The organism is Natrinema hispanicum (genome assembly GCF_900111485.1).
Taxonomy (GTDB): Archaea; Halobacteriota; Halobacteria; order Halobacteriales; family Natrialbaceae; genus Natrinema; species Natrinema hispanicum_A.
The window spans coordinates 1-7,845 of record NZ_FOIC01000061.1 but is presented as its reverse complement, the minus strand read 5'-3'; the positions used below and the strand labels follow the sequence as shown (position 1 = coordinate 7,845).

At 59.0% G+C, this 7,845-nt stretch carries 7 protein-coding genes and 1 pseudogene; 4 read left to right on the top strand and 4 right to left on the bottom strand.

The genetic code is table 11. The features are described 5' to 3' along the window. Positions 1 to 812, bottom strand: an 812-nt coding sequence (locus tag BSG09_RS19545; protein ID WP_092936109.1) for a thiolase family protein, incomplete at its 3' end; no start/stop codon positions are given. 358 nt (positions 813 to 1,170) lie between these two features. Further along, a pseudogene (locus BSG09_RS19540) lies at positions 1,171 to 1,370 on the bottom strand (hypothetical protein). Between the two features lie 205 nt (positions 1,371 to 1,575). Here BSG09_RS19540 and BSG09_RS19535 point away from each other — a divergent pair. The 4 genes from BSG09_RS19535 (at position 1,576) to BSG09_RS19520 (ending at position 6,855) form a co-directional block, all read left to right on the top strand. Beyond that, positions 1,576 to 2,448 (top strand): SDR family NAD(P)-dependent oxidoreductase, encoded by an 873-nt coding sequence (locus BSG09_RS19535; RefSeq protein WP_092936107.1) that lies wholly within the window; start codon positions 1,576 to 1,578, stop codon positions 2,446 to 2,448. 90 nt (positions 2,449 to 2,538) lie between these two features. Next, the gene (locus tag BSG09_RS19530) at positions 2,539 to 3,042 is read left to right on the top strand and encodes a hypothetical protein (RefSeq protein WP_092936105.1); all 504 of its coding nucleotides are present in this window, start codon (positions 2,539 to 2,541) and stop codon (positions 3,040 to 3,042) included. After that, positions 3,039 to 4,553: a sodium:solute symporter family transporter gene (locus BSG09_RS19525; protein ID WP_092936103.1), complete on the top strand. Its 1,515-nt coding sequence runs from the start codon at positions 3,039 to 3,041 to the stop codon at positions 4,551 to 4,553. Before BSG09_RS19530 ends, BSG09_RS19525 begins: the two co-directional genes overlap by 4 nt. 589 nt (positions 4,554 to 5,142) lie before the next feature. Then, positions 5,143 to 6,855, top strand: a complete 1,713-nt coding sequence (locus BSG09_RS19520; RefSeq protein WP_092936101.1) for a SulP family inorganic anion transporter — start codon at positions 5,143 to 5,145, stop codon at positions 6,853 to 6,855. A gap of 128 nt (positions 6,856 to 6,983) precedes the next feature. Here the strand turns inward: BSG09_RS19520 and BSG09_RS19515 are convergent, their stop codons facing one another. Both BSG09_RS19515 and BSG09_RS19510 read right to left on the bottom strand, forming a co-directional pair. After that, positions 6,984 to 7,292: a hypothetical protein gene (locus tag BSG09_RS19515; RefSeq protein WP_092936099.1), complete on the bottom strand. Its 309-nt coding sequence runs from the start codon at positions 7,290 to 7,292 to the stop codon at positions 6,984 to 6,986. Positions 7,293 to 7,592: 300 nt separating this feature from the next. Further along, a partial coding sequence (locus BSG09_RS19510; RefSeq protein WP_139246293.1) for a zinc ribbon domain-containing protein occupies positions 7,593 to 7,845 on the bottom strand: 253 nt, incomplete at its 5' end.

Sequence of the window (7,845 nt, the reverse complement as noted above, 5' to 3'; positions counted from 1 at the left end):
GCATCGTCGTAGGCTTCCTCAGCAGCGTCGCGGGTTGCAGGCGTCTTCGAGAGCGACTGGCGATCGTGCAGCGCCATCGTATCGCCGCCGTGGCCGGCTCCCGTGATCGCAACCGATGCCTCGAGATCGTGGTCGTTGGCGTACTCCGGCGAGGTCAAGACGAGCGCGGACGCACCGTCGCTGATCGGACAGGAGTCATAGAGTGTGAAGGGAGATGCGATTTCGGGCGCGTCGAGTGCCTCCTCAACCGTGATCTCCTGCTGGAGGTGCGCGTGGTCGTTGACCAACGCGTTGTCGTGGTTTTTGACCGCGATGTGAGCCAGATCCTCGTGGCTTCCGCCGTACTCGTCGAAGTAGGCCCGTGCCATCAGCGCGTACGCACCGGGGAAGGTGACGCCCGACCGGACTTCATAGAGATCGTCGGCTGCGCCGGCCAGTCCCTTCGTCGCGCCGGCCGTGCCCATGTTTGTCATCCGCTCCATCCCGCCGGCGACGACGACGTCAGCCTCGCCGCTTCTGATCGCACGCACGGCGTCGTGGACCGCAAGCCCGCTCGAGGCACACGCGCTTTCGATTCGGCGCGAGGGAGCGGTCGTCCCGAGCGCCTCCGCCATGAGCGGTCCCTGATGGCCCTGCCCTTCCGAGAGGGTGCCGACGAAGTTGCCATAGAAGAGTTCGTCGACGTCCGCGGCCGGGACGCCGGCATCCTCGAGGGCGGCAAGGCCGGCCTCCGCGAACATGTCCCTGCCCGTCCGGTCGGGATGCGATCCAAATGACGTCATACCAGTCCCCGTAAGAGCTACATCCGACATTAGCTACCATTGTTAAGATCCAACCCACTACATATAACAGTGTCGAATAATAGGTCAGTAATCAAAGACACTGGACACACTGGGGTGGGGCGTGTAACTCTTAGCGTGTGCCTTTGACTGGGAATCGGGAAGAGATTGATAACGAGGACATTGGAGATATCACCTGTCGCGTGGTCCGCTGCGCGCGACATTGTCCGATCACTCCCACCCCTCAGTCTATCCGGTGCTGATCTTTGTCCTCGATCCACCAGACGTACCGCTTTCCTGTACTCGAGACAGACCGTGTGCAGAATGAATCGCTCAAGATCGCGCCACGAGACACTCGATCTGTTTTATTTATTACTAGTGGTGTTCAGTATCAGCGTTTGAGTACTTCAGCGTCGGGATTCGCACTGTCTGGTCCAGCGACGGCTTTCGCACGTTCGAGTTCACGGATCGCTCGCTGCGCCTGCGGTTCGAGTCGTTCGACTCGCCGACAGCGTTCCTGACGCTGTCGTCGACACCGTCCTCGTCACCGATCGTGAACCGCTTGCCACGGTGATCGATCTGCTCGAGCATCAGTATCGACCCCCGGCTTCGTCCACTGCAGCATCTCGAGCGTCCGCTTGGAGGTGCTCGTAGCGGACCTCACAGCTGTCCGAACAGTGATCTCGAGAACGTGTTTACATTCCTCCAAGAGACAACGGTCAAAACCGCAAGCCGGCGGCGGTGATTACATATCAACCTTCCGTTTGAACCAGATACCGGCCGTTTCTCTAGTCGCATGAGCGGGGAAGCCGACACTCACAACAGTATTGAACCACCCGAGATCACTGCCGACTCGATCCATCACCTCGATGATCCACGGTTTACGAGGGAGAACGTGGCAATCGTAACCGGCGCGGCCTCGGGGATCGGCCGTGCAACGGCGCTCGTCTTGGCGGCAAACGGCTTGACGACGATTGCGACCGACATTGACGAGGACGGTCTCCACGAGACGGCCGAGAAAGCGGATGACCTTGCGGTCAAGGGCGCCCTCGAGACGGTTGCCTGTGACCTGACTGACGACGCCGAGGTCGAGGCGCTTGTTGAAACGGCTGCTGATGCGGGACAGCTGCGGTACGTCGCTAACATTGCTGGCATACAGCATATCTCACCAATTACGTCATTCCCGATGGAGAAGTTCGACCTACTCTACCGGGTGATGCTCCGTGCGCCGATGTATCTCACGAAACTGGCGCTCCCACACATCCGTGAGGCCGAGGACGGCGTCGGCGCGATCGCCAACATGGCGTCCGTCCACGGCCACTACGTGACTCGCGATAAGGTCGCTTACAATACGATGAAGTTCGGTCTTCGAGGGCTAACCAAGTCGACTGCAGCTGAGGGTGACGGAGATATCCGTGCGTTCACGGTCAGTACGGGCTACGTCAAGACTCCCCTCGTATTAAATCAGATCGAGGATACGGCCGAAGAGCGTGGTATTTCCGAGCGAGAGGTCGTCGAGGACGTGATGCTTGGACAGGCACGATCGTCTGAGATGATGGAGCCGGTCGAGGCTGGCAATCTGTTCGCGTTCGGACTCTCACGTCACGGCAAACACCTGAACGGCGACGACCTGCTGTGGGACGGCGGCTTCGTGAACACTTACGAGTGATGTACACATGAAACACACAACCCGGATACAGCGGCGCGAACTGGAGCGCAGAAATTGGAGTCACGAGGCAACCATCGAGGGGGCAGCGATATGTTAGACGGTGAGCTCAACGTCGAAGGAATGACCTCGAAGCTGATGCTCGCAAGCGGTGTGCTGTGGACTGCTGTGCTCGGACTCGGGCTGGCTGGCTATTGGTTCATCGCCTTACTCGTCTCGGTGTTCCTCTTTCATCCGTGGTTCGTCATCGGCGCGAGTTCCAACGGGACTATTTCGACGAAGCTGCTCGTCTACCCCCTTGGAATCTGGACTGGGCTCCAGCTATCGGCGTTCACCCTGACCGAGTACTACTCGAACGCGTTCGCAGGCAGTTCTCCGGAGTTTCTGATTACCGGAATGCACCCGTCCTTCGCTGCTGTCTACTGGCTCTACTGGGTCGGTGGATTCATGACAGTCACCCTCGCCTACGGGATTTACTTTCGGAAACACTTCTTGCCGGACGGGGAGTGGGACCGGTTCCTCGAGGAAGTCGAGCGGGTGAACGCAGCAGGCGAGACACGTGAAGCCGACGAGCCTGTGGAGGTGCGTAGTCAATGATCGACGTGCTCGTTCCCGGCTTCGTCGCACTGTTTATCCTCTCGGTGTTCGCTGTCGGCCTCTATAGCAAGCGCCTGGTCGACTCCTCCGACGAGTTTTACGGTGCGACAAAGATGTTCGGTGCGGCAGTCATTACGCTGGCGAGTATGTCCGGGGTCATGAGCGCCTTCGGGTTCATCGGCGGTCCGGGACTCGTCTACCAGATGGGGACGTCTTCGCTGTGGATGACCTTTGCCAGCGGCCTTGGGTTTGCGATGGCCTATTGGATCGTCGGTAAGCGCGTCCGTGGGATGGCCGACGTTGCCGACATTGGTACGCTCGGGGACATCGCCGACGAGCGGTTTAACAGTGGCGCGATCCGCGGGATCCTTTCGTTGATCCTCTTTATCGCGTGTTGGGCGTACCTCGCTTCGCAGGTCGCCGGCGGCGGCTACGTCCTCTCGGTGATCCTCGGCATCTCGGTTGAGACCGCCGTCTGGCTCGTGTTCGGGCTTATCACCGTCTACGTCGCCGTTGGTGGCATGGCGTCGGCCCAGCTCGCAGGGGCATACACGGGAGCGGTGATGCTCGTGGGCGTCGTCGGTGTCGTCGTCGGCTTCTTCCAGATCGCTGGCGGGATGGAGAGCACGACCATGACCGTTGTCGAGGCCGGTGCGCTCACAGGCGAAGATGTGGCGAAGGCCTTTACTCCCCAGTTGCTTGACGGGTGGGGGCTCGCTCAAAGCTCCGCACCTGGCCTGCTATTGATCTGGCCGATCGTCTTCAGCATCGGCGTCATGGGCCAGCCCCAAGTCCTCCAGCGGATGTTCTCGATCGATGACCCGAAGGGACTGCGAACCGTCGGCCTCGTCAGTGGCGTCACGTATGCCGTGGGGAGCATCCTCTGGTTGCTCATCGGCTTCGTTGCACTCTACTTGGTCGCCTCCGGCAGCGTCGAACCGCTTTCGAACCCCGACATGGCTGCCTTCGAGTTCGTCGAACGGTTGCACATCGTCCTGCGGATGATCATCTACGCGGGGCTGGTCGCTGCGATCATGTCTACCGCCGCGTTCTTCCTGTCGGTCGCTTCCGGCGCGATTGCCCGTGACTTCGTGCGGGCGATGGGCTGGGAGTTCTCCGAACAGCGAGAAACATGGTTAGGGCGGGCCGCAGTCCTTGTCGTCGGCATCGGCTCGGTGCTCTTTGGACTGTACGGCGGCCATCTCGTCGCGATCCTTGGTACCTTCGGCTGGGGCACGTTTGTCAGTGGGACGATCCCTGCTGTGGTCGTCGGCCTGCTCTGGAAGGGTGCAAGCCGAGAAGGCGTCACCGCCGGACTTGCTTCTGCACTCCTGCTCAACGTCACACTGCTGGCTGCGACACAGCTCGGATACGCGTTCCCGATCGGGATGGACTTCTATTTCATCGCGATCGCGGTGTCGATCGCTGTGACGATCTTCGTCTCGCACCTGACTGACGGAGCTAGCGGCGAGAACGTGCCAGACCACGTCAAGCCCATCTTCAAACTCTAACGGAGGTGAGAGACATGGAACTCTGGCTCGTCGGCTTCGTCGCGATGATGGTGATCAACCTGATCGTTCTCTTCTTGAAAATATAGACGGCTCCCCGCTGTCGCCCCCTCTGGGCTCACTACCGCGACTGTGTCATCTTTTCGAGACAATCGTACGACCGTGCAATTGCTAATCGTTTTCCGAGTGTCTCAGATAAAGGGTGCAATCGATAGTATACTTTTTTGGTCTGTTTAAAGTACCTTCTTCAAATATTTATTTTATGTAACTACTGCTCACTACAGGTGCGAACTTACCGCTGCGGGTAGCGATTAGCATCCGCTCGCGAAGCGAGCGGTTCACCGCCGGAGCGGGGTGAAACCCCGCGACGGCGGCCTTTTGGCATCAACGGGTTTTGCCGGGGGTGAGGCTGGCGTCGCAGACGCCAGCCGATGCTCCCGGTAAAAGAGGTTGCTGTACTTACCGTGCGTTTCACGTCCCACGCTGAATGAAGAAATCGTACTGCCAACTACTGTAAACGCTGACCCGCCCACTTGTACCGTGTGGCGCTTGCCGGTGAAGATTGAATAGGAGCCGACCTGAATTCATCACGATGGCCGGTCCGTTCGGCGACCGTCTCGAGTCAGCACTCGACTCGATGGTTCCCATCGCCGAGTGGTTACCAAACTATAATCCCTCGTGGCTTCGACGTGACGTACTCGCTGGGATCACGGTCACGGCGTCGGTTATCCCTGAAGGGCTAGCGTATGCGTCGCTGGCGAATATGCCGCCGGTGACGGGGCTGTATGCCGGGTTGCTGGCAACCGCTGCGTACGTGTTCTTCGGCACCTCGAGACAAGTGATATTCGGACCCACGTCAGCACTGGCGATCCTGCTGGCGGCAAGTGTCGGGTCGGTCGCGACCGGTGGGACGGTTTCTTACGCCGGACTCGTTTTCTGGACAACGGTCCTCGTCGGCGTCTTTGCCGTCGTTGCCTGGCTCTTCCAGCTCGGATTCCTCGTTCATTTCATTTCCGATTCAGTCCTCACTGGCTTCTCAACGGGGGCGGCGTTGTACATCATGTCGACCCAGATCGGGCCGCTGTTTGGCATCGACGGCGCAAGCGGTGTTTTCTTCGAGCGACTCGCTTACATCGGAACACATCTGGGTGCGACAAACTCCCCAACGCTTCTTCTCGGTGTCGCCGCTATTGCCATCCTCGCACTTGGCGAGTGGCGATTTCCACGCCTTCCAACGGCTCTGCTCGTCGTTCTGGCGTCGATTCTTCTTCTCACGGTCACCGACCTCCAACAGCAAGGGGTCGCCATCGTGGGATCGATTCCGAGTGGCCTCCCATCGTTGACGATCCCCGCAGTGCCATCCCTCTCGATAATCCGGTCACTCATCCCGATCGCCGGAGCCTTGTTCTTGCTCTCGTATGTCGAGGGAATCGGCGCGATCGAGGCGCTTGCTCGAGAGAACGACTACGAGATCGACGCGAATCAGGAACTCCTCTCGACCGGCGTTGCCAACCTCGCTGCCGGCCTCGGCGGTGGGTTCGCCGTGGGCGGAAGCATGTCCCGGTCAGCGCTGAATGACGCCGTCGGCGGGAAAACACAGGTCACCAGTGCGATTGTCGCGGGCGCGCTCGTGGTCGTCTTGGTGTTTCTGACGGAGATCTTCACGAACCTCCCCGAAGCTGTTCTCGCGGCAATCGTCATCGTCGCCGTCACGAACCTGATCGACCTCTCAGGGCTGCGTCGTCTCTACACTGTCAGTACGTCCGAGTTCGCCATCGCCGTGGCAGTGTTGGTGGCCGTGCTCGCCTTCGGAATGCTCTGGGGTGTGCTCATCGGCGTCGTCCTCTCCCTCCTGAACGTCATCGCACACGTTTCTGCGCCAGTCACCGCTGTTCTCGGACGCGTCTCAGGAACAGATAACTTCGTTGAACGGAAGCGCCACCCCGAAGCCAAACCAGTACAGGGTGTCTTCGTGTATCGAGTCGACGCACCGCTGTTCTACGCAAATGCGACCACCGTCCGTGACGATCTCTTGGACCGGGTCGATGCCGAAGAGACAGCGCCCTCTCTTGTCGTGTTCGATCTCATCTCGTCGCCGTCGATCGATGTCACTGCAGCAGCGATGCTCGAGGACCTTCACAACGACTTACAGAAACGAGAGATCGACCTCCGTGTCGCAGGCGCTGACCCGCAAGTTGCTCGAGTGCTCCGAGCGATTGGACTCGAACAGACGATTGGACAGATCGGTGACGAAGAACCCGTCGTCGAGGTTATCCAGCGATGGGAACAGGATACAACAGACTGACGATCTCTCGCGGCTGAAGAAATCCCCAGAACGCTTGATACGGTCTGCTGTTCCGCTGTCCGCGACACCACTGAGGTCGCTCGCACACGAGCGGCTCCGTCTCTCGAATACCGTGACCCCGAGGCAGGTTACTGAGCGGTGCCACCAAACCGTTCGGGGACCACTGTCCGCTCGACGAGAAACGTGACTGCAAGGCCGATAACGCTGCCAAGCACGCCGACGTCGATGAAAAAGCGGAATCCCTCAACAACGAATCCAAGCCCAATGACGAGTGGGACACAAAGGAGCACGATACCAGTCACAACGTAACTGAGACGTTCGCGCTGTTCCTTGGAAACTCGATCGCGAATCAGCCACGTGATCGGACCAAAAATAAGAGCGGTCACGACAGCGAATGCTGCGACCCATCCCCACGGACTGGGCTCGTAGCTGCTCACACGTGTCCCCGTAACGAGTGCGATGAGACCCAGTATGCCAATTCGTGCAAGGTGGCGTGATCGGTATGATCCTAGCATATACCTGTTGTTATATTGTCGCACACCGCTAGCTACCTTCAGTATATTTGAAAATTTGGAGAAAGTCACCGAATATCGAGCAAAATGTAACGGTGGCTAAAATACGAGGAAACGATTCCTCAGTGATCAATTTCGGCACCCGTGGAGTGTCCCGCTCGATTCCACCATGACAATTGACATCCTCCTCCGGCTGAACCCGGAGGAATCCCGAGCGTTGGGATATTAGGGTTTGCAGACTCCCTGTTCTCTCGGTGTGAGCCGTCCGCTCTCACGGTCGAACAGGAAGACTCCGGGCTGTGCCAACCAGCCGTTACTCATATCCCCGGTCGGGGGACTCTGAGTTATCTTTCTCCGAATGTTCACCGCACCGTTCACGTCTGCGTTCATCGTCGTTTCGCACGACGAACAGACATACAGACCACGCTCTACGCGGTTGCTATCCCGAATCCGCCCGCAACACGAACACGTCTTCGAG

Excerpts from the sequence above, each read along its gene's own strand:
- BSG09_RS19535 (WP_092936107.1), top strand. The coding sequence starts at position 1,576 with ATGAGCGGGGAAGCCGACACTCACAACAGTATTGAACCACCCGAGATC.
- BSG09_RS19530 (WP_092936105.1), top strand. The coding sequence starts at position 2,539 with ATGTTAGACGGTGAGCTCAACGTCGAAGGAATGACCTCGAAGCTGATG.
- BSG09_RS19525 (WP_092936103.1), top strand. The coding sequence starts at position 3,039 with ATGATCGACGTGCTCGTTCCCGGCTTCGTCGCACTGTTTATCCTCTCG.
- BSG09_RS19520 (WP_092936101.1), top strand. The coding sequence starts at position 5,143 with ATGGCCGGTCCGTTCGGCGACCGTCTCGAGTCAGCACTCGACTCGATG.